We start from the raw sequence: 21,141 nt of genomic DNA on the forward strand, positions 1-21,141 counted from the left end.
CTTGTGGCCAATCCGCGCCCGCAGTTGCTGTAGGAAGGTTCGTTATCTGAAGTCAGTAGATTCAAGAGGTTTAGCCCGATGTTACTGATGATCGACAATTACGACTCATTCACTTACAACGTCGTTCAGTACCTTGGCGAGCTCGGTGCCGAGGTCAAGGTCATTCGCAATGACGAAATGACCATCGCCGAAATCGAAGCGCTCAACCCTGAGCGCATCGTCGTGTCGCCAGGGCCATGCACTCCAAGCGAAGCCGGCGTATCCATCGATGCCATCCTGCATTTCGCTGGCAAGCTGCCGATCCTGGGGGTATGCCTTGGCCACCAGTCCATCGGCCAAGCTTTCGGCGGTGATGTAGTGCGTGCCCGCCAGGTCATGCATGGCAAGACCAGCCCTGTACACCATCGCGATCTCGGCGTATTCGCCCAGCTCAACAACCCCCTCACGGTCACCCGTTACCATTCGCTGGTAGTCAAGCGCGAGACCCTGCCCGATTGCCTGGAAATCACCGCATGGACTGCCCATGATGACGGTTCGGTCGACGAGATCATGGGCCTGCGCCACAAGACCCTGAACATCGAAGGGGTGCAGTTCCACCCCGAATCCATCCTCACCGAGCAGGGCCACGAGCTGTTCGCCAACTTCCTCAAGCAGACCGGCGGCCACCGCTAAGGATCGACCATGGATATCAAGAGCGCGTTGAGCCGCATCGTCGGCCACCTGGACCTGAGCACCGATGAAATGCGCGACGTCATGCGCCAGATCATGACCGGCCAGTGCAGCGAGGCGCAGATAGGCGCCTTCCTGATGGGCATGCGCATGAAGAGCGAGAGCATCGATGAGATCGTCGGCGCCGTGTCGGTGATGCGCGAGCTGGCCGACAAAGTCGAGCTGAAAAGCCTCGATGGCGTCGTCGACATCGTCGGGACTGGCGGTGACGGGGCCAACATTTTCAATGTTTCCACCGCATCGTCGTTCGTGCTCGCCGCTGCAGGTTGCACCGTAGCCAAGCATGGCAACCGCGCCGTTTCGGGCAAGAGCGGCAGCGCCGACCTGCTGGAAGCCGCTGGCATATACCTGAACCTTACGCCGACCCAGGTTGCCCGTTGCATCGACAGCTTGGGCATAGGCTTCATGTTCGCCCAAAGCCACCACACCGCCATGAAGCATGCTGCAGGCCCGCGTCGCGATCTGGGGCTGCGCACCCTGTTCAATATGCTCGGCCCGCTTACGAATCCGGCCGGTGTGAAGCATCAGGTGGTTGGCGTGTTCACGCAGGCATTGTGCCGCCCGCTGGCCGAGGTGCTTCAGCGCCTGGGCAGCAAGCATGTGCTGGTGGTGCACTCCAAGGATGGCCTGGACGAATTCAGCCTGGCAGCGCCCACCTTCGTTGCCGAACTCAAGAACGATCTAATCACCGAGTATTGGGTCGAACCCGAAGACCTCGGTATGAAAAGCCAGAGTTTGCATGGCTTGGCGGTGGAAACCCCGCAGGCCTCCCTGGAGCTGATCCGTGATGCTCTAGGTCGGCGCAAGACCGAAAATGGCCAGAAGGCGGCCGAAATGATTGTACTCAACGCCGGCGCGGCGCTCTACGCCGCTGACCATGCCATGAGCCTGAAAAGTGGCGTGGAACTGGCCCACGACGTTCTGCATACCGGGCTGGCCTGGGAGAAGCTGCAGGAGCTGGGTGCCTTTACTGCAGTATTTAAGGTGGAGAACGAAGCATGAGTGTGCCGACGGTGCTGGAAAGGATCATTGCCCGCAAATTCCAGGAAGTCGCCGAGCGTAGCGCCCGGGTCAGCCTTGCCGAACTTGAAGGGCTGGCCAAAGCCGCTGATGCTCCACGTGGTTTTGCTGCAGCGCTGATTGCACAGGCCAAACGCAAGCAGGCGGCGGTGATTGCAGAGATCAAGAAGGCTTCGCCCAGTAAAGGCGTGATACGTGAGGATTTTGTGCCGGCAGACTGTGCCGTCAGTTACGAGAAGGGCGGCGCGACCTGCCTGTCGGTGCTGACCGACGTGGATTACTTCCAAGGCGCGGACGAGTACCTGCAACAGGCTCGCGCAGCTGTTTCACTGCCGGTCATCCGCAAGGATTTCATGGTCGATCCGTACCAGATCGTCGAGGCACGCGCTTTGGGCGCGGACTGCGTGCTGTTGATCGTGTCGGCGCTGGATGACGTGAAAATGGCCGAACTGGCTTCGGTGGCTAAGGATGTTGGCCTTGACGTGCTGGTGGAAGTCCATGATGGCGATGAACTCGAGCGCGCGTTGAAGACCCTCGATACACCGCTGGTCGGGGTCAACAACCGCAACTTGCATACCTTCGAGGTCAGCCTGGAAACCACCCTCGATTTGCTGCCTCGGATCCCACGTGACCGTTTGGCAATCACCGAGAGCGGTATCCTCAACCGCGCCGATGTCGAATTGATGGAAATCAACGACGTCTACTCGTTCCTGGTCGGTGAGGCCTTCATGCGCGCCCCGAACCCAGGGCTGGAGCTGCAGCGGTTGTTCTTCCCGGATCAGGTGAAGAAAACCGTTCAGCCTCTGGACTGATCGACACCAAGCCGGCTTCGTGCCGGCTTTTTCAGGCCTGCCAAAAACCCTAGCGAAGGTGGATCAATGACCGATCAACCCCTGGCGCTCACCGTCGAGCAAGGGCTGCATGCCGAGCAAGAGCTGCTGGCCGCGGTTTGCCGTGGCGAACGCGATGCCGGCGTGCTGTTCTGGCGCCCCACTGACCACGCCTTGGTCATGCCCCGGCGCATGAGCCGGCTGGACAATTTCGAAGCAGCCTGTGCGGAGCTGGCTATCGCCGGTTGGCCGGTGCTGTTGCGCGAAACCGGGGGCGAGCCTGTGCCCCAGTCGCATGCCACGGTGAACGTGGCACTGGTTTACGTGGCCCCGCGCAGCGAAGGCGACCATGGCCGTATCGAAAGCGCCTATGAGCGCCTGTGCCTGCCGTTGTGCGAGGTGCTGCGTGAGTGGGGGGGCGTCGCTTCGGTGGGGGAGATCGACGGCGCCTTTTGCGATGGCCGCTACAACGTCAACCTCAATGGCCGCAAGCTGGTCGGCACGGCCCAGCGCTGGCGCCAGGGCATGGGCGGCAAACGCCCGGTAGTACTGGTGCATGGCGCACTGCTGCTGGACAACCAGCGCGAGTCGATGGTCGCGGCGGTCAATCGTTTCAATGAATGTTGCAATCTGCAGCAGCGCTGCCGCGCCGATAGCCATATCGCTCTGCACGAAGTAGCTCCCCAGGCGCCCTGGTTCGAGCGCCTGTCGGTGGCCTACCAAGAGGTGCTGGCTGCACTGCCCAAGGATTAACGGGTACCGTAGACCACCATGGTCTTACCCTTGACCTGCACGAGGCTGCGTTCTTCAAGGTCCTTGAGCACGCGGCCGACCATTTCCCGAGAGCAGCCGACGATGCGGCCAATCTCCTGGCGGGTGATTTTGATCTGCATGCCGTCGGGGTGAGTCATGGCATCCGGTTGCTTGCACAAATCCAGCAGGCAGCGGGCTACCCGGCCGGTGACATCGAAGAAAGCCAGGTCGCCGACCTTGCGGGTAGTGTTGCGCAGGCGCTGGGCCATCTGACTGCCCAGGGCGTAAAGAATCTCCGGGTCGAGGCGGGCGAGTTCGCGAAATTTGTCATAGCTGATCTCGGCCACTTCACATTCGGTCTTGGCGCGCACCCATGCGCTACGTTGCTGCCCACCACCTGTTGGCTCGAACAGCCCCAACTCACCGAAAAAATCGCCATTGTTGAGGTAGGCGATGATCATCTCGTGCCCTTCGTCATCTTCAATCAGAATGGTTACCGAGCCTTTGATGATGAAGGACAGGGTTTCGGCATGGTCACCGGCGCAGATGATGTTGCTTTTGGCGGTGTACCGCCGGCGCTGGCAGTGAATCAGCAGCTTGTCGATGTTCTTGATCTTGGCGGGTAGGGCGGAGGCAACCATCACGAAATCCTGTTCGATGCGAGGCATAGGCGCTTGTTTGACCTTGACCAACGCGACGCGCCAGTCAATTGGCGCCAGCTTATCAGACAGTGCCGGAATATTTGGCACTAAAGCGAATCGCATTGAGCTTTTCCGACAGGCATACAAAGCTTAAGCTGGCACCCTTTTGCGAAATCCAGGAGTACGGACAGATGAAGGCACGCATCCAGTGGGCCGGTGAAGCGATGTTCCTCGGTGAGTCGGGCAGCGGCCACGTCGTGGTGATGGACGGGCCTCCGGAGGCCGGTGGTCGCAACCTGGGCGTACGGCCGATGGAAATGCTCTTGCTAGGCCTTGGTGGCTGCAGCAGTTTCGATGTGGTCAGTATTCTGAAGAAGTCACGCCAGGCTGTGGAAAGCTGCGAAGCGTTTCTGGAAGCGGAGCGCGCCAGTGAAGACCCTAAAGTGTTCACCAAGATCCATATGAATTTCGTGGTCAAAGGCCGCGCCTTGAAAGAAGCGCAAGTCAAGCGGGCTGTGGAGCTGTCGGCCGAGAAGTATTGCTCGGCCTCGATCATGCTCGAGCGTGCCGGCGTTGAAATCACCCACGGTTACGAAATCGTAGAGCTGGGCTGAGTGTTGGGAATCAGGGCTGCATCGCAGCCCTGGCGCTGGTCAGCCTCGCAAGGCCGGCAGGGCATTGAGCAACCATTGTGGCAGGCAGTCCCTAGCCGCCTGGCTCAGTTGCTCTCGCTTTTTCTGATATCCGACTCCCAAGCCGATCAAGCCCAGGCCGATAAGGGTAAGCACGATTGGGAACATCAAAGATTCGGCAAATACTTCGTAAGACAGATACCCAAGGTAAGCTGCTACGCCCATCGCCCCGAACACCATGAAGACAGGCCGGCGTAACAACACGGCTACGCCCATCAAACCTAGATTTATGAGGCAGTAAAGCGCTTTGCCCAGTTCGCTGTCGCTTTCCATCATCGTCAGCCCACCCCAGAACGCTGCCAGGCCAGCCAAATAGCCCCAATGGGCGTAGTCCTGGCGAGTTCGCCCGTCGACCACCAGGCAGACCAGTAGCATGGCGAGCCCGAACCAAAGTGATACGGTGCGCCTTTGCTCCCACGAAAACGCCGAGCCGTGAACCCATTCGCTAAGGTCCATCGACATGAACCACAGAGCAACGGCAATCGGCATCACCACGAACGGGTAGGGCACCAGGCGTAACATCAGTAGCCCAGCGATCACGGTCGCCGCCTCCATCACCAGCCACCCGCCCTGTACGTAGGTGTAGTACTGGTGGTAATCCCCTTGAGCGTCATCCAGTGGCCACCAGCCGATCAACCGCTCGATGGCGAACACCGCCAACGGCACGATGCTGACGGCAACGGCAGCCAGAACCCCGGCGGCAACGGTTTGCGCACGGCTCTGCAGCCTCAGGGCGAGCAACGTGAGGCCAGCGACATAGAGCACAGCGACAGCCAGCAATGCGCCGTCACCGATCGACAGCCAGGCTTCGGTGAGCAGCCAGCCCATCGCGCCCATGATCAACAGTGCGCCGAAATAAAAAGCGACATGGGCTAGCTGGAAGCTACCCTGGGCGCAGGGCTGCTGGCGCAAGAACGCCAGCAGGGCCTGGTCCTGGCCAGGCTGGAGAATGCCTGCCTGTACGGCGCGCGCCAGATCCTTGGCGTCGATACGTTCCATCATCTGTGCGCCTTTAGATGCGGTAGGTACTTTTGGTCATGACTTTCGCCAGCAGGCTCATGCCAAACCGTACAGGCCTGGGGAAACGATAGCCGCCCGCTTCCAGCGCAGTTTCAGCGTGCTGTTCTTCATCTGCCCGCATTTGCTCGAGGATGGCGCGTGATTTTTCGTCCTGTTCGGGCAACTGCTCCAGGTGTTCGTCCAGGTGCTTGCACACTTGGTGTTCGGTGGCAGCGACAAAACCCAGGCTGACCTTGTCGCTGACCAAGCCGGCGAGGGCACCGATGCCGAACGACATTCCATAGAACAACGGGTTGAGCACGCTCGGGTGGCTGCCCAACTGACGGATGCGTTGTTCGCACCAGGCCAGGTGGTCGACTTCTTCCTCGGCCGCCTGTTCCATCGCTTTGCGTACCTGCGGCAGTTTGGCGGTCAGGGCTTGGCCCTGATACAACGCCTGAGCGCAGACTTCACCTGTGTGGTTGATGCGCATGAGGCCGGCGATGTGGCGAGTCTGGTCGTCATCGAGCTGGGTATCCGGTTGGATGATCGCTGGCGACGGGCGGGAAGGTTGGCCGCTGAAGGGCAGCAAGGTGCGCATGGCGGTATCGGCCTGCAGCAACAAGCGGTCGAGCGGCGAGTAGTGACGTTCGGTGGCCATCGGGCACCTCCGCTGAAGTGATGCCCGACAGTTTACCTCAATAGTCCGGATGGGGCTTGCCTTGGGTCAGCCCGGTGGCCAATGCATCTGGCGCTGACCCAGTACATGCATATGGATGTGGTAGACGGTTTGACCGCCTTGCTCGTTGCAGTTCATGACCACACGAAAACCGTCTTCGCAGCCCAGCTCTTTTGCCAGGCGCTGGGCAGTGAACAGGATATGACCGGCCAGGCCTTTGTCTTCTTCAGTCAGGTCGTTGAGGGTGCGGATGTGCTTTTTCGGGATAACCAGAAAATGCACTGGCGCCTGCGGCGCGATGTCGTGGAACGCCAGAACCTGGTCGTCCTCGTAAATGATCTTGGCCGGGATTTCCCGGTTGATGATCTTGATGAATAAATCGTCCACAGCACGTTCTCCATGGTGAGTGTCGGGCCGAGTGTACTCAGCCGCAGGCCACTCGCCCAGTGGCTATTCCACGCCGACCGGGCAGTATCGGCGGTGAATGAAGCCGGCCAGCTTGCGGGTCAACCAGCGTGGCAGCAGGCGTGTAGTGAATGCCAGCCAGCGGTTGCGAAGCACCGGCATGATCACTGCACGGTTTCGAGCCAAGGCACGCACGGTATACAGCGCCACCTCTTCCGGGCTCAGGCAACCGCTGTGGTTTTCAAGCCGGGGTATGGGGCGTCGCGCTGAGCGCACTGGGCCGGGGCACAGGACCGATACCTTGATGCCGGCTGGCTTGAGCTCCTCGCGCAGGGCTTCGCTGAAATGCATGACATAGGCCTTGCTGGCAGCGTAGGTGGCCATGCCTGGGCCGGGCGCCACTGCCGCCAAGCCCGCGACGTTGAGAATCTGCCCACCACCTTGCACGGCCATCAGGTTGCCGATGGCATGGCACAGGCGGCTTAGCGCAAGGACATTGACCTCGAGCAGATCTTGCTCATCGGCCCACTCGTGGGCCAGGAATGGCCCATAGGTGCGTTGCCCTGCGCAATTGACCAGCAGGTCGATGCGTCGCTCACCTTCTTCCAGCTCCAGCACAAACCCTGACAGGCGCAGGGGCTGGCTGAGGTCGCAGGCGCGCAGCAGCACTTCGACGCCGAAGCGCTGGGCCAGCTCCAGTGCAACGGGCTCCAGGGTTTCGCGATGGCGTGCCACCAGTATCAAGCTGCGCCCACGCCTCGCCAGGGCTTCCGCCAGGGCCAGGCCCAGCCCGCTGGAAGCTCCGGTGATCATGGCGTAACGGGTCATGCAAGGCTCCTGGGGCGCAAATGGGCGCCTAGTGTACAGCCTGGCTGGGCGAGTTGTTGCCTTTTGCTACAAGGCATGGGACGCCGGTTTGGCGTCAGAAGGGCTTGACTACAACCAGTATTACGATGGCTAGCAGGAGCAGCACGGGCACTTCGTTGAACCAGCGATAGTAAACGTGGCTGCGGGTGTTGTTGCCGGCAGCGAAGCGTTTGCGCTGCGCCCCGCAGATGTGATGGTAGCCGGTCAGTACAAGCACCAAGGTGAGCTTTGCGTGCAGCCAGCCCTGACTCAGCCATCCGGGGCTGAGGTAAAGCATCCAGGCGCCGAAGACATAAGTTGCGATCATTGCCGGGTTCATGATGCCGCGGTACAGCTTGCGCTCCATGGTGATGAAGCGTTCCTGGCTGATCTGGTCCTGGCTCTGGGCGTGGTAGACGAACAATCTGGGCAAGTAGAACAAGCCGGCGAACCAGCAGACCACGCTGACGATATGCAGCGCTTTGATCCATAGGTAAAGCATGGAGTAAGTTCCTTGAGCTAATCACGGTCGTCAGATAGTAGAGCCCAGAGGGCCGAAGGGGCACCCCAAGAGTTGTTACAGGCGCTTCGCGCCCCTATTATCGTGCGCTTTCCAGACGGCTCGTTGAGAAGGGGCAAGCGTTATGATCAAGGTCGGTATCGTCGGCGGCACGGGTTACACCGGCGTCGAACTGTTGCGTCTGCTGGCGCAGCACCCACAGGCCGAGGTGGCGGTCATTACTTCGCGCTCCGAGGCGGGGGTGGCGGTAGCCGACATGTATCCGAACCTGCGCGGCCACTATGATGGCCTGGCGTTCAGCGTGCCCGACAGTAAAGCCCTTGGGGCGTGCGACGTGGTGTTCTTTGCCACCCCGCACGGTGTTGCCCATGCACTGGCTGGCGAGTTGCTCGCCGCCGGGACTAAGGTCATCGACCTCTCTGCAGACTTCCGCCTGCAAGACGCAGCCGAGTGGGGCAAATGGTATGGTCAGCCTCATGGGGCACCGGAGCTTCTCAAGGATGCCGTCTACGGTCTGCCAGAGGTCAACCGCGAGAAGATTCGCCAGGCCCGCCTGATTGCCGTGCCGGGTTGCTATCCGACGGCCACCCAGCTCGGCTTCCTGCCGTTGCTCGAGGCTGGCCTGGCCGACCCTTCCCGCCTGATTGCCGACTGCAAGTCGGGGGTTAGCGGTGCTGGCCGTGGTGCTGCGGTCGGCTCGCTGTTCTGCGAGGCTGGCGAAAGCATGAAGGCTTACGCGGTCAAAGGTCACCGTCACTTGCCCGAAATCAGCCAGGGCCTGCGCCTGGCCGCAGGCACCGATATCGGCCTGACCTTCGTGCCGCACCTGACGCCAATGATCCGTGGGATTCACGCGACGCTCTATGCAAATGTGGTGGATACGTCGGTCGACCTGCAGGCTTTGTTCGAGAAGCGTTACGCCGATGAGCCGTTCGTCGACGTGATGCCGGCTGGGAGCCACCCTGAAACCCGCAGCGTGCGAGGCGCCAACGTCTGCCGCATTGCCGTTCATCGCCCGCAGGGTGGCGACCTTGTGGTGGTGTTGTCGGTCATCGATAACTTGGTCAAAGGTGCTTCGGGCCAGGCAGTACAGAACCTCAACATTCTCTTTGGGCTGGATGAGCGCATGGGCCTGTCTCATGCAGGCTTGCTGCCGTAAGCGTTCGCTGATCAACAGGCCCGCCGAGTGCGGGCCTTTTCGTATGTCACGACTAAAGCCGCACAATTCTTGACCAATTTTCTCGGAGAAGCGGATAATGCGCTTCATCGAGTTTTATGGCGGTTACTGCGCCGGGAGAATCAACATGAGCGTCGAAACCTTCACCCCCACGGCTTTGGAGTTCACCCACGGAGCCGCGCAGAAGGTGAAGAATCTAGTTTCCGAAGAAGGCAATGATCGCCTCAAACTGCGTGTTTTCGTCACTGGCGGTGGCTGCTCGGGCTTCCAGTACGGCTTCACTTTCGATGAGGACGTTGCCGAGGACGACACCATCGTCGAGCGCGAAGGCGTTTCGCTGGTGGTCGACCCGATGAGTTTCCAGTACCTGGCCGGGGCCGAAGTGGACTACCAGGAGGGTCTGGAGGGTTCTCGTTTCGTGATCAAGAACCCGAATGCCGCAACTACTTGCGGTTGCGGTTCTTCATTCTCTATCTAAAACAGATCCAATGAAAACGCCGCGCATTTGCGCGGCGTTTTGCGTTTTGCCTCGTCTACCTGGGATAGATCGCCCCGAGTACTCGCAGCCCTTTGGCCGCCGTCACGCTGGGGCGATTGGCAGCAATACCCTCCAAGCAGCAGTGGGCCAGCCAGGCAAAGGCCATCGCCTCGACCCAGTCCGGGTCAACGCCATGGGCGCCGGTGCTGCTGACCTGAGCCTGAGGCAGCAGTTGGGCAAGCCGCGCCATCAAGGCGCCATTGCGAGCACCTCCGCCACACACCAGCAGCGCCTGAGTGTCCTGCTGGGCGTTCTGCAGCGCTTCGATGATGCTGCGCGCAGTCAGTTCCAGCAACGTGGCCTGGACATCTTCTTCGCGGTAGGCGGGCAAACGTGCCAGATGACCATCCAGCCATGGTAGGTTGAATACTTCGCGGCCGGTGCTTTTGGGGCCGCTACCGGCGAAGAATGGGTCACTCAGCAGGCTGGCCAGCAAGTCGTGCTTCACCTGACCGCTGGCAGCCCATGCACCGTCAGCGTCGTAGGTGTGACCACGTTTGCGCTCTATCCAGGCGTCCAGCAGCACGTTGCCGGGCCCGCAGTCGAACCCTTGCACGGGGGTGTCGCGCTCGATAAGGCTCAGGTTGCTGAAGCCGCCGACATTGAGCACTGCCAGACGCTGCCCCAAGTGACCGAACAGGGTTTCATGGAAGGCCGGTACCAATGGCGCACCTTGGCCGCCAGCAGCAACATCTCGCCGACGGAAGTCGGCAACCACGCTAATGCCAGTCAATTCGGCAAGAAGCGCCGGGTTGCCAATTTGCACGGTGAAGCCGCGGGAGGGTTCATGACGTATGGTTTGCCCGTGGCTGCCAATGGCACGGATGGCGTTGGCTTGCAGCCCCTGCTGGTCGAGCAGTTGCCGTATGCCTTCAGCTGCCAGGCTAGCCCAGCGGTTCTCAGCCACAGCGGCACGGGCGATCTCGTCGGGGCCACTGCTACACAGGTTCAGCAGCGCCTGACGTAGATCGGGCGGCATCGGTAGATAGCATGTGGCAAGCAGATCCACTCGCTTGCCTGATTCGATTAAAGCGATGTCCAGCCCATCGAGGCTGGTACCGGACATCACTCCAAGGTACAGCGCCATGGCTCAGCGCTTGTTGGCCGCGAGCATGGTGGCCTTTTCCTGGTCCATGCGGGCGATCAGCGGTTGGCTTTGTTGCAGGAACCGCTGGCGTTCGTTCTTGGCGATCGGGTCAGCCATTGGCACCTTCTGGCTCAGCGGGTCTACGTGTACGCCGTTGACCTGGAATTCGTAGTGCAAGTGGGGGCCGGTCGACAGGCCGGTAGTGCCGATGTAGCCGATGATCTGGCCCTGTTTGACGTTACTGCCGGTCTTGATGCCTTTGGCGAAGCCCTGCATGTGCCCGTAAAGGGTTTTGTAGCTATTACCGTGGGCAATGATCACAGTGTTGCCGTAACCGCCACGGCGGCCAGCCAATTCGATGCGTCCATCCCCCGCTGCCTTGATCGGCGTGCCGCGTGGCGCTGCATAGTCGACACCCTTGTGTGCGCGGATCTTGTTGAGGATCGGATGCTTGCGGCCAGCGGAGAAGCGCGAGCTGATACGGGCAAAGTCGACAGGGGTACGGATGAACGCCTTGCGCAGGCTATTGCCGTCTGCGGTGTAGTAGCTGGTATTGCCCTGTTTGTTGGTGTAGCGCACGGCGGTGTAAGTCTTGCCGCGGTTGGTGAAGCGTGCGGACAGGATATTGCCGGTGCCGACAACCTTACCGTCCATGACCTTCTGTTCATAGACCACGTCGAACTCATCGCCAGGGCGAATGTCCTGGGCGAAGTCGATGTCGTAACCCAGTACCTTGGCCAGATCCATGGTCATGCTGTGGGAAAGGCCGGCGCGTTGAGCCGATGCCGACAGCGAGCTTTTGATCACTCCATGGGCATAAGCGGAGCGAACCACCGGCTTGCTGATTTCGCGATCGAACGAGTAACCCTTGGCGGTCTTGGTCAGGCGAATGGTTTCAAGGTTGCTGACCTTGCTGTGCAGGCTGGTCAATTGGCCATCTTTGTCGAGTTCGAACTGCAGTACTTGGCCATGCTTGAGCTGGCTGAATTGCTTGGCCTGCTTGTTGCTGGCCAGCAGATCGTGCACCGCGTTGGCTGGCAATCCCACCTTGGCAAAGAGGGTCGACAGGGTGTCGCCACGCGCTACTGTCACCTCGCGGTGGCCGGGCACCTTGGCTTCGGCGGCTTTATCAGTGGCAGGCGCTTGCTGTGCAGCTTGTTCGGTATCGGAGGCAGCACCGTCGATCTGGGCGAAGGGCGAATCCTGGTCACCCTGAGCCTGTACCAGCGGTGCTGCGTTGGATTCGTCCTTCAGTTGATCGGCAGGGCTTTCCAGTTCCAGGCTCAGGGTCGTTTTCTTGGCTTCGACTTCGCTGGATGGGAATACAAGGAGGGCCAGGCTGAGCAGGGCGGCGATGCCGCTGGCGGCCAACAGATGGCTTTTCGGATAAAGCGGGGGCGCTTTAGGCGTTTCGTTGGTCATAGATAGGGTAACTTTGAGGAAAAATGAATATGGAAAAGATGAATGACATGATGAAGATGAAATAACTGTATAAAATATAACCAAATCCATCTTCGCGCAAGGGCGCGTAGACGCTGTGACACCTCGGTCGGGTCACAATTCATTTCCAAACTTGTAATTGGTGGCCGATCTTGTATGGTTGGCTCCCTTTGAATCTGAGCCTTGCGGGTCTTTCTATGAAGTCGGTTGAAGAGCAGCTGGCGCTTATCAAGCGCGGCGCGGAAGAGGTGTTGGTCGAGTCGGAACTGGTCGAGAAGCTCAAGCGCGGCCAGCCTCTGCGTATCAAGGCAGGCTTCGACCCAACTGCGCCTGACCTGCATCTGGGGCACACGGTGCTGATCAACAAGCTGCGTCAGTTCCAGGAGCTTGGCCACCAGGTGATTTTTCTGATTGGTGACTTCACCGGCATGATCGGTGATCCAAGCGGGAAGAGTGCCACGCGTCCGCCGCTGACCCGCGAGCAGGTTCTGGACAACGCCGAAACCTACAAGCAGCAGGTGTTCAAGATTCTCGACCCAGCCAAGACCGAGGTTGCTTTCAACTCCACCTGGATGGACAAGCTTACACCTGCCGACTTCATTCGTCTGGCCTCGCAGTACACCGTCGCGCGCATGCTCGAGCGTGATGACTTCGACAAGCGTTACACCACCAACCAGCCCATTGCCATTCACGAGTTCCTTTACCCGCTGGTGCAGGGCTATGATTCGGTGGCGCTCAAGGCAGATGTGGAGCTGGGCGGTACCGACCAGAAATTCAATCTGCTGATGGGGCGCGAACTGCAGCGTGCCTATGGGCAGGAGGCGCAAAACATCGTCACCATGCCGCTGCTCGAAGGCCTCGATGGCGTGAAGAAGATGTCCAAGTCGCTGGGCAACTATGTCGGCATTCAAGAAGCGCCCGGTGTCATGTACAGCAAGCTGGTGTCGATCCCGGACACGCTGATGTGGCGTTATTTCGAGCTGCTTAGCTTCCGTTCGATGGAAGAGATCGAGCAGTTCCGGGCTGATGTTGCCAATGGCGCGAACCCGCGTGACATCAAGATCAAGCTGGCCGAAGAAATCGTCGCTCGCTTCCATGGCGAAGAGGCAGCAGCCAATGCACACCGTGCTGCGGGCAACCGGATGAAGGATGGTGAGCTGCCTGAAGATCTGCCTGAAATCGAAGTGGCTGCAGCTGAGGATCTGCCGATCGCGGCCGTTCTGAATCGAGCCGGCCTGGTGAAAAACTCGGCGCAGGCTCGCGACTTGCTCAGTGGTGGTGCTGTCAAGGTCGATGGTGCGGTGGTCGACAAGGATTTCATGTTTGTCCTTGGTGCGACTCATGTGTGTCAGGCGGGCAAGAAGTCGTTTGGCCGGGTAACCTTGAAGGCTGAGTGATTGCCACGCGGCGTAGCTATATATAGAAGCGGGGAGGCCAGTAGGCCTCCCCGCTTCGTTTTATTGAAGGTTATTGAAATTAAAGGTTGACGGGCTTTCGAATCCCCTTATAATGCGCCCCACTTCCAGCGACATCGGGACGAAAAACTCCTTGAGATTCAACGAGTTAATTAGTTTGGGCGAAATTGGAAGCGCTTCGGTCGGCTGATCGATGGCGGTGGAGATGAAGGTTGACAGCGGTTTTAAACGCTGTATGATTCGCCTCCCGCTACGAGAGATCGCAGCGAGTCAAGTGTTTGAAGCTAAACGAGTTTCTCGCAAAAAACTTCAAAATAAACGCTTGACAGCAAATGAGGAAAGCGTAGAATGCGCGCCTCGGTTGAGACGAAACGCTCTTAACCAAACGCTCTTTAACAAATCGAATCAAGCAATTCGTGTGGGTGCTTGTGAGTACGGACTGATAGTCACAAAGATTATCAGCATCACAAGTGGCCATGCGAGAAATCACATAGTCATTTGAGATTGCTGAGCCAAGTTTAGGGTTTCTTAAAAACCCAAGCAGTATTGAACTGAAGAGTTTGATCATGGCTCAGATTGAACGCTGGCGGCAGGCCTAACACATGCAAGTCGAGCGGATGACGGGAGCTTGCTCCTTGATTCAGCGGCGGACGGGTGAGTAATGCCTAGGAATCTGCCTGGTAGTGGGGGACAACGTTTCGAAAGGAACGCTAATACCGCATACGTCCTACGGGAGAAAGCAGGGGACCTTCGGGCCTTGCGCTATCAGATGAGCCTAGGTCGGATTAGCTAGTTGGTGAGGTAATGGCTCACCAAGGCGACGATCCGTAACTGGTCTGAGAGGATGATCAGTCACACTGGAACTGAGACACGGTCCAGACTCCTACGGGAGGCAGCAGTGGGGAATATTGGACAATGGGCGAAAGCCTGATCCAGCCATGCCGCGTGTGTGAAGAAGGTCTTCGGATTGTAAAGCACTTTAAGTTGGGAGGAAGGGCAGTAAGCTAATACCTTGCTGTTTTGACGTTACCGACAGAATAAGCACCGGCTAACTCTGTGCCAGCAGCCGCGGTAATACAGAGGGTGCAAGCGTTAATCGGAATTACTGGGCGTAAAGCGCGCGTAGGTGGTTTGTTAAGTTGGATGTGAAAGCCCCGGGCTCAACCTGGGAACTGCATCCAAAACTGGCAAGCTAGAGTACGGTAGAGGGTGGTGGAATTTCCTGTGTAGCGGTGAAATGCGTAGATATAGGAAGGAACACCAGTGGCGAAGGCGACCACCTGGACTGATACTGACACTGAGGTGCGAAAGCGTGGGGAGCAAACAGGATTAGATACCCTGGTAGTCCACGCCGTAAACGATGTCAACTAGCCGTTGGAATCCTTGAGATTTTAGTGGCGCAGCTAACGCATTAAGTTGACCGCCTGGGGAGTACGGCCGCAAGGTTAAAACTCAAATGAATTGACGGGGGCCCGCACAAGCGGTGGAGCATGTGGTTTAATTCGAAGCAACGCGAAGAACCTTACCAGGCCTTGACATGCAGAGAACTTTCCAGAGATGGATTGGTGCCTTCGGGAACTCTGACACAGGTGCTGCATGGCTGTCGTCAGCTCGTGTCGTGAGATGTTGGGTTAAGTCCCGTAACGAGCGCAACCCTTGTCCTTAGTTACCAGCACGTTATGGTGGGCACTCTAAGGAGACTGCCGGTGACAAACCGGAGGAAGGTGGGGATGACGTCAAGTCATCATGGCCCTTACGGCCTGGGCTACACACGTGCTACAATGGTCGGTACAGAGGGTTGCCAAGCCGCGAGGTGGAGCTAATCTCACAAAACCGATCGTAGTCCGGATCGCAGTCTGCAACTCGACTGCGTGAAGTCGGAATCGCTAGTAATCGCGAATCAGAATGTCGCGGTGAATACGTTCCCGGGCCTTGTACACACCGCCCGTCACACCATGGGAGTGGGTTGCACCAGAAGTAGCTAGTCTAACCTTCGGGAGGACGGTTACCACGGTGTGATTCATGACTGGGGTGAAGTCGTAACAAGGTAGCCGTAGGGGAACCTGCGGCTGGATCACCTCCTTAATCGACGACATCAGCCTGCTGATGAGCTCCCACACGAATTGCTTGATTCTTGGTTGAAGACGTTGCACCTGATCGAATTCAGAAATGAACATTCGCGTCGAATGTTGATTTCTGGCTTTTGTCAGATCGTTCTTTAAAAATTCGGATATGTGATAGATATAGACTGATAGCCAGTTTCACTGCTGGGTATCAGGCTAAGGTAAAATTTGTGAGTTCTGCGCGTAAGCGCAACATGCGAATTTTCGGCGAATGTCGTCTTCACAGTATAACCAGATTGCTTGGGGTTATATGGTCAAGTGAAGAAGCGCATACGGTGGATGCCTTGGCAGTCAGAGGCGATGAAAGACGTGGTAGCCTGCGATAAGCTTTGGGGAGTCGGCAAACAGACTGTGATCCAGAGATCTCTGAATGGGGGAACCCACTCAGCATAAGCTGAGTATCTTGTACTGAATACATAGGTGCAAGAGGCGAACCAGGGGAACTGAAACATCTAAGTACCCTGAGGAAAAGAAATCAACCGAGATTCCCTTAGTAGTGGCGAGCGAACGGGGACCAGCCCTTAAGTTGGTTTGAGATTAGTGGAACGCTCTGGAAAGTGCGGCCATAGTGGGTGATAGCCCCGTACACGAAAGTCTCTTATCAATGAAATCGAGTAGGACGGAGCACGAGAAACTTTGTCTGAACATGGGGGGACCATCCTCCAAGGCTAAATACTACTGACTGACCGATAGTGAACCAGTACCGTGAGGGAAAGGCGAAAAGAACCCCGGAGAGGGGAGTGAAATAGAACCTGAAACCGTATGCGTACAAGCAGTGGGAGCCTACTTTGTTAGGTGACTGCGTACCTTTTGTATAATGGGTCAGCGACTTATATTCAGTGGCGAGCTTAACCGAATAGGGGAGGCGTAGCGAAAGCGAGTCTTAATAGGGCGTTTAGTCGCTGGGTATAGACCCGAAACCGGGCGATCTATCCATGGGCAGGTTGAAGGTTAGGTAACACTGACTGGAGGACCGAACCGACTACCGTTGAAAAGTTAGCGGATGACCTGTGGATCGGAGTGAAAGGCTAATCAAGCTCGGAGATAGCTGGTTCTCCTCGAAAGCTATTTAGGTAGCGCCTCATGTATCACTGTAGGGGGTAGAGCACTGTTTCGGCTAGGGGGTCATCCCGACTTACCAAACCGATGCAAACTCCGAATACCTACAAGTGCCGAGCATGGGAGACACACGGCGGGTGCTAACGTCCGTCGTGAAAAGGGAAACAACCCAGACCGTCAGCTAAGGTCCCAAAGTCATGGTTAAGTGGGAAACGATGTGGGAAGGCTTAGACAGCTAGGAGGTTGGCTTAGAAGCAGCCATCCTTTAAAGAAAGCGTAATAGCTCACTAGTCGAGTCGGCCTGCGCGGAAGATGTAACGGGGCTCAAACCATGCACCGAAGCTACGGGTATCACCTTTGGTGATGCGGTAGAGGAGCGTTCTGTAAGCCTGTGAAGGTGAGTTGAGAAGCTTGCTGGAGGTATCAGAAGTGCGAATGCTGACATGAGTAACGACAATGCGAGTGAAAAACTCGCACGCCGAAAGACCAAGGTTTCCTGCGCAACGTTAATCGACGCAGGGTTAGTCGGTCCCTAAGGCGAGGCTGAAAAGCGTAGTCGATGGAAAACAGGTTAATATTCCTGTACTTCCAGTTATTGCGATGGAGGGACGGAGAAGGCTAGGCCAGCTTGGCGTTGGTTGTCCAAGTTTAAGGTGGTAGGCTGAGATCTTAGGCAAATCCGGGATCTTAAGGCCGAGAGCTGATGACGAGTGCTCTTTAGAGCGCGAAGTGGTTGATGCCATGCTTCCAAGAAAAGCTCCTAAGCTTCAGATAACTGGGAACCGTACCCCAAACCGACACAGGTGGTTAGGTAGAGAATACCAAGGCGCTTGAGAGAACTCGGGTGAAGGAACTAGGCAAAATGGCACCGTAACTTCGGGAGAAGGTGCGCCGGCGAGGGTGAAGGACTTGCTCCGTAAGCCCATGCCGGTCGAAGATACCAGGCCGCTGCGACTGTTTATTAAAAACACAGCACTCTGCAAACACGAAAGTGGACGTATAGGGTGTGACGCCTGCCCGGTGCCGGAAGGTTAATTGATGGGGTTAGCGCAAGCGAAGCTCTTGATCGAAGCCCCGGTAAACGGCGGCCGTAACTATAACGGTCCTAAGGTAGCGAAATTCCTTGTCGGGTAAGTTCCGACCTGCACGAATGGCGTAACGATGGCGGCGCTGTCTCCACCCGAGACTCAGTGAAATTGAAATCGCTGTGAAGATGCAGTGTATCCGCGGCTAGACGGAAAGACCCCGTGAACCTTTACTATAGCTTTGCACTGGACTTTGAATTTGCTTGTGTAGGATAGGTGGGAGGCTTTGAAGTGGGGACGCCAGTTCTCATGGAGCCATCCTTGAAATACCACCCTGGCAACTTTGAGGTTCTAACTCAGGTCCGTTATCCGGATCGAGGACAGTGTATGGTGGGTAGTTTGACTGGGGCGGTCTCCTCCCAAAGAGTAACGGAGGAGTACGAAGGTGCGCTCAGACCGGTCGGAAATCGGTCGTAGAGTATAAAGGCAAAAGCGCGCTTGACTGCGAGACAAACACGTCGAGCAGGTACGAAAGTAGGTCTTAGTGATCCGGTGGTTCTGTATGGAAGGGCCATCGCTCAACGGATAAAAGGTACTCCGGGGATAACAGGCTGATACCGCCCAAGAGTTCATATCGACGGCGGTGTTTGGCACCTCGATGTCGGCTCATCACATCCTGGGGCTGAAGCCGGTCCCAAGGGTATGGCTGTTCGCCATTTAAAGTGGTACGCGAGCTGGGTTTAGAACGTCGTGAGACAGTTCGGTCCCTATCTGCCGTGGACGTTTGAGATTTGAGAGGGGCTGCTCCTAGTACGAGAGGACCGGAGTGGACGAACCTCTGGTGTTCCGGTTGTCACGCCAGTGGCATTGCCGGGTAGCTATGTTCGGAAGAGATAACCGCTGAAAGCATCTAAGCGGGAAACTTGCCTCAAGATGAGATCTCACTGGGATCTTGAATCCCCTAAAGGGCCGTCGAAGACTACGACGTTGATAGGTTGGGTGTGTAAGCGCTGTGAGGCGTTGAGCTAACCAATACTAATTGCCCGTGAGGCTTGACCATATAACACCCAAGCAATCTGCAGCGCAGATTGTGGTGGTGAAGACGAAAGACCCGAAAATTCGTAACATCACAAATCGCATATCCGAATTCGCTGGGCTGTCCAACAGGACATTCTGGCTACAGAATTTCTTGACGACCATAGAGCATTGGAACCACCTGATCCCATCCCGAACTCAGTAGTGAAACGATGCATCGCCGATGGTAGTGTGGGGTTTCCCCATGTGAGAGTAGGTCATCGTCAAGATTCATTTCGCAAAACCCCTATCTGCGCATGCAGGTAGGGGTTTTGTCTTTTCTGCTGCTAATCCGTGCTGCTTCGGGCGGATACCGGCCGCCCTTTGCCTATGCAAGCCTCCAACCCATAGCTATCATGCCAGCCTTATTCCAAGTCGAGACTGGCATGCTGAAGTTGTTGAATCTCCTCAAGGATGGCCGATTCCATTCCGGAGAAGCCTTGGGGGCAGCCCTCGGGGTGAGTCGCAGCGCCGTTTGGAAGCAGCTGCAACACCTGGAATCCGAGCTGAACCTTACCATTCATAAGGTTCGTGGGCGTGGCTACCAGTTGGCTGCACCCCTGAGCTTGCTTGATGCGCAGCTTATCAATGAGCTCGGCGAAGGTGAGGCCTGGCCCGTTTTCATCCACGACACCATAGACTCGACCAACGCTGAAGGTCTGCGCCTTGCTAGTAAGGGGCAATCCACTCCATTCCTGGTTCTGGCTGAGCGTCAAAGTGCTGGGCGTGGTCGCCGCGGGCGTATGTGGGTGAGCCCCTTCGCGGAAAACCTCTATTACAGCCTGGTGTTGCGCGTCGATGGCGGGATGCGTCAGCTAGAGGGGCTCAGCTTGGTTGTAGGGTTGGCGGTGATGCGCACCTTACAAGGTTTTGGAGTCAAGGACGTGGGCTTGAAGTGGCCCAATGACGTGTTGGTCGCCGGGCAGAAGATAACGGGGATCCTTCTCGAGCTCGTGGGTGATCCTGCGGACGTTTGCCATGTGGTGCTCGGAATAGGCATCAATGTAAATATGCAAGTCAATGAACAGGTCGACCAGCAGTGGACATCGATGCGGCGTGAAATAGGTACGACGATCGACCGTAATCGCTTGGTGGCCACGCTCAACCAACAACTGCAGCATGAATTGACCAGGCACCGGCGCTACGGTTTTGCGGCGTTTCAGGAAGAGTGGGAGCAGGCGCATCTCTGGCAGGGGTGTAACGTGTCCCTGATTGCAGGTAATAGCCAGATCGATGGTGTTGTTTTGGGTGTGGATGGGCAGGGCGGATTGCGTCTGGACGTCGATGGTGTGGAAAAGAGCTTCAGTGGTGGTGAGCTCAGTTTGAGGTTGCGTGATGATTCTTGAGCTCGATTGCGGAAACAGCTTCATCAAGTGGCGTGTCATTCACGCTGCCGACGCCACCATCGTAGGGGGCGGCATTGTAGATTCCGACCAGGCACTGATCGATGACGTCAGGGCGCTGGCTTCCTTGCGGCTTACCGGTTGCCGAATCGTCAGTGTGCGCAGCGAAGATGAAACTTCGGCGCTATGTGCGCTGATCGACAAGGCGTTTGCCGTGCTTGCCCGAGTTGCCGAGCCTGCCCCTGCAATGGCAGGCGTGCACAACGGGTATGAGGATTACCAGCGCCTGGGCATGGATCGCTGGCTGGCAGTGCTTGGCGCCTTTCACCTTGCCAAAGGTGCATGTCTGGTCATTGACTTGGGGACAGCGGCAAAGGCTGACTTCGTCTCTGCGTCAGGAGAGCACCTCGGTGGCTACATTTGTCCTGGTATGCCATTGATGCGTAGCCAGCTGCGTACACACACCCGCCGTATCCGTTATGACGATGCATCGGCCGAACGTGCCTTGAGTAGTCTCTCACCGGGCCGGTCCACTGTAGAGGCGGTAGAGCGTGGGTGTGTATTGATGCTGCAAGGATTTGCTCGCACCCAGCTGGAGCAGGCGCGTGCCTTATGGGGTGATGATTTCTCAGTGTTCCTGACAGGTGGAGATGCACCGCTGGTACGAGAGGCGGCGCCACAGGCCAGGGTGGTCCCCGACTTGGTGTTCGTTGGCCTGGCAATGGCCTGTCCGCTGGACTGAGGTG

18 protein-coding genes and 3 rRNA genes are annotated in these 21,141 nt (G+C 57.5%); 13 read left to right on the top strand and 8 right to left on the bottom strand.

Annotated features, from left to right (window positions below; all coding sequences use genetic code 11):
* Positions 1-78: 78 nt before the first annotated feature.
* The 4 genes from HU725_RS02095 (at position 79) to HU725_RS02110 (ending at position 3,332) form a co-directional block, all read left to right on the top strand.
* On the top strand, positions 79-672 hold the full coding sequence (locus tag HU725_RS02095) for an aminodeoxychorismate/anthranilate synthase component II (protein WP_060477485.1): 594 nt from the start codon (positions 79-81) through the stop codon (positions 670-672).
* Between the two features lie 9 nt (positions 673-681).
* Positions 682-1,731: an anthranilate phosphoribosyltransferase gene (trpD, locus tag HU725_RS02100; RefSeq protein ID WP_186478651.1), complete on the top strand. Its 1,050-nt coding sequence runs from the start codon at positions 682-684 to the stop codon at positions 1,729-1,731.
* Positions 1,728-2,561 (top strand): indole-3-glycerol phosphate synthase TrpC, encoded by an 834-nt coding sequence (trpC, locus tag HU725_RS02105; RefSeq protein WP_186478652.1) that lies wholly within the window; start codon positions 1,728-1,730, stop codon positions 2,559-2,561. Before trpD ends, trpC begins: the two co-directional genes overlap by 4 nt.
* 66 nt (positions 2,562-2,627) lie before the next feature.
* Positions 2,628-3,332 carry a lipoate--protein ligase family protein gene (locus HU725_RS02110; RefSeq protein ID WP_186478653.1) on the top strand — a complete coding sequence of 235 codons (705 nt, stop codon included), beginning with the start codon at positions 2,628-2,630 and terminating at the stop codon, positions 3,330-3,332.
* Here HU725_RS02110 and crp read toward each other — a convergent pair.
* Positions 3,329-3,973, bottom strand: coding sequence for a cAMP-activated global transcriptional regulator CRP (crp, locus tag HU725_RS02115; protein WP_186478654.1), 645 nt, complete (start codon positions 3,971-3,973; stop codon positions 3,329-3,331). The genes HU725_RS02110 and crp overlap by 4 nt on opposite strands.
* Positions 3,974-4,164: 191 nt before the next feature.
* On the opposite strand from crp, the gene HU725_RS02120 reads away from it, so the two are divergent.
* The gene (locus HU725_RS02120) at positions 4,165-4,587 is read left to right on the top strand and encodes an OsmC family protein (protein WP_016715792.1); all 423 of its coding nucleotides are present in this window, start codon (positions 4,165-4,167) and stop codon (positions 4,585-4,587) included.
* 39 nt (positions 4,588-4,626) lie between these two features.
* Here HU725_RS02120 and HU725_RS02125 read toward each other — a convergent pair whose 3' ends face one another.
* The 5 genes from HU725_RS02125 to hemJ form a co-directional block, all read right to left on the bottom strand.
* Complete coding sequence (locus tag HU725_RS02125) at positions 4,627-5,667, bottom strand: DUF2157 domain-containing protein (RefSeq protein WP_186478655.1); 1,041 nt, start codon at positions 5,665-5,667, stop codon at positions 4,627-4,629.
* 10 nt (positions 5,668-5,677) lie between these two features.
* A complete protein-coding gene (gene coq7, locus HU725_RS02130; protein ID WP_060477490.1) occupies positions 5,678-6,325 on the bottom strand; it encodes a 2-polyprenyl-3-methyl-6-methoxy-1,4-benzoquinone monooxygenase in 648 nt (215 codons plus the stop codon).
* A 66-nt stretch (positions 6,326-6,391) separates the two neighbouring features.
* Entirely contained in the window at positions 6,392-6,730 is a 339-nt protein-coding gene (locus HU725_RS02135; protein ID WP_012316537.1) for a histidine triad nucleotide-binding protein, read from the bottom strand.
* Positions 6,731-6,793: 63 nt separating this feature from the next.
* On the bottom strand, positions 6,794-7,576 hold the full coding sequence (locus HU725_RS02140; protein WP_186478656.1) for an SDR family NAD(P)-dependent oxidoreductase: 783 nt from the start codon (positions 7,574-7,576) through the stop codon (positions 6,794-6,796).
* A 94-nt stretch (positions 7,577-7,670) separates the two neighbouring features.
* Positions 7,671-8,096 carry a protoporphyrinogen oxidase HemJ gene (gene hemJ, locus HU725_RS02145; protein WP_186478657.1) on the bottom strand — a complete coding sequence of 142 codons (426 nt, stop codon included), beginning with the start codon at positions 8,094-8,096 and terminating at the stop codon, positions 7,671-7,673.
* Between the two features lie 142 nt (positions 8,097-8,238).
* Between hemJ and argC the strand changes: the two genes are divergently transcribed.
* Together argC and erpA are read left to right on the top strand one after the other, a co-directional pair.
* Positions 8,239-9,273, top strand: coding sequence for an N-acetyl-gamma-glutamyl-phosphate reductase (argC, locus tag HU725_RS02150; RefSeq protein WP_060477493.1), 1,035 nt, complete (start codon positions 8,239-8,241; stop codon positions 9,271-9,273).
* Positions 9,274-9,418: 145 nt separating this feature from the next.
* The gene (gene erpA, locus HU725_RS02155; RefSeq protein WP_015268740.1) at positions 9,419-9,769 is read left to right on the top strand and encodes an iron-sulfur cluster insertion protein ErpA; all 351 of its coding nucleotides are present in this window, start codon (positions 9,419-9,421) and stop codon (positions 9,767-9,769) included.
* Between the two features lie 55 nt (positions 9,770-9,824).
* Here erpA and HU725_RS02160 read toward each other — a convergent pair whose 3' ends face one another.
* Positions 9,825-10,916 (bottom strand): anhydro-N-acetylmuramic acid kinase, encoded by a 1,092-nt coding sequence (locus HU725_RS02160; protein WP_186478658.1) that lies wholly within the window; start codon positions 10,914-10,916, stop codon positions 9,825-9,827.
* 3 nt (positions 10,917-10,919) lie between these two features.
* Entirely contained in the window at positions 10,920-12,338 is a 1,419-nt protein-coding gene (locus HU725_RS02165; protein ID WP_186478659.1) for a peptidoglycan DD-metalloendopeptidase family protein, read from the bottom strand.
* 215 nt (positions 12,339-12,553) lie between these two features.
* Between HU725_RS02165 and tyrS the strand changes: the two genes are divergently transcribed.
* The 6 genes from tyrS (at position 12,554) to HU725_RS02195 (ending at position 21,137) form a co-directional block, all read left to right on the top strand.
* Complete coding sequence (gene tyrS, locus HU725_RS02170) at positions 12,554-13,753, top strand: tyrosine--tRNA ligase (RefSeq protein WP_060477496.1); 1,200 nt, start codon at positions 12,554-12,556, stop codon at positions 13,751-13,753.
* Positions 13,754-14,319: 566 nt separating this feature from the next.
* Positions 14,320-15,856 (top strand): 16S ribosomal RNA (locus tag HU725_RS02175).
* 290 nt (positions 15,857-16,146) lie between these two features.
* Positions 16,147-19,038 (top strand): 23S ribosomal RNA (locus HU725_RS02180).
* A 128-nt stretch (positions 19,039-19,166) separates the two neighbouring features.
* Positions 19,167-19,282: ribosomal RNA gene (gene rrf, locus HU725_RS02185) — 5S ribosomal RNA — on the top strand.
* Together the 16S, 23S and 5S rRNA genes form the textbook arrangement of a ribosomal RNA operon.
* A gap of 156 nt (positions 19,283-19,438) precedes the next feature.
* A complete protein-coding gene (gene birA, locus HU725_RS02190; protein ID WP_186479024.1) occupies positions 19,439-20,398 on the top strand; it encodes a bifunctional biotin--[acetyl-CoA-carboxylase] ligase/biotin operon repressor BirA in 960 nt (319 codons plus the stop codon).
* Positions 20,388-21,137, top strand: coding sequence for a pantothenate kinase (locus HU725_RS02195; RefSeq protein ID WP_186479025.1), 750 nt, complete (start codon positions 20,388-20,390; stop codon positions 21,135-21,137). The genes birA and HU725_RS02195 overlap by 11 nt, the downstream gene beginning before the upstream one ends.
* Positions 21,138-21,141 lie beyond the last annotated feature (4 nt).

Source organism: Pseudomonas promysalinigenes, from assembly GCF_014269025.2.
GTDB lineage: Bacteria > Pseudomonadota > Gammaproteobacteria > Pseudomonadales > Pseudomonadaceae > Aquipseudomonas > Aquipseudomonas promysalinigenes.